The organism is Corallococcus praedator (assembly GCF_003612125.1).
GTDB classification, from domain to species: Bacteria; Myxococcota; Myxococcia; order Myxococcales; family Myxococcaceae; genus Corallococcus; species Corallococcus praedator.
Genome location: NZ_RAWI01001204.1, coordinates 1 through 418, shown reverse-complemented (window position 1 = coordinate 418; position 418 = coordinate 1). Strand labels below are relative to the sequence as shown.

Annotated in this window: 1 protein-coding gene; it reads left to right on the top strand. The window is 65.3% G+C overall.

What is annotated here, in order from left to right; translation table 11 throughout:
- Positions 1–418 (top strand): NAD-dependent epimerase/dehydratase family protein (locus tag D7Y13_RS43745; protein WP_120631148.1); only part of this gene is annotated, 418 nt, incomplete at both ends.

Genomic DNA, 418 nt, shown 5'->3' with positions numbered 1-418 from the left:
CCCCCATGCCGGCGGTGGTCGTTCGCCCCTCGAACATCTACGGCCCGTACGACAAGTTCGACTTCGCCGTCAGCCATGTGACGGCCGCGCTGGTCCGGCGGGTCGCCGAGCGCCAAGCCCCGGTCGAGGTCTGGGGCACCGGCCAGGATATCCGCGACCTGGTCTATGTGGACGATTTCATCGACGGCATGCTGGGTGCCTTCGCCACAGACCTGCCCTACCTCGCGGTCAATCCCTGCGCCGGCGAAGGCTATTCCGTGCGACAGATTCTCGACACCCTTCTCCGGGTCGACGACTACCGCGACGCCGACGTCCGTTTCGACGCCTCGCGACCGAGCACGATGCCGGTCCGGCTCATGGAAAATCGCATGGCCAGAGAGCTTTTCGGCTTCGAGGCGAAAACACCCCTGGATGAAGG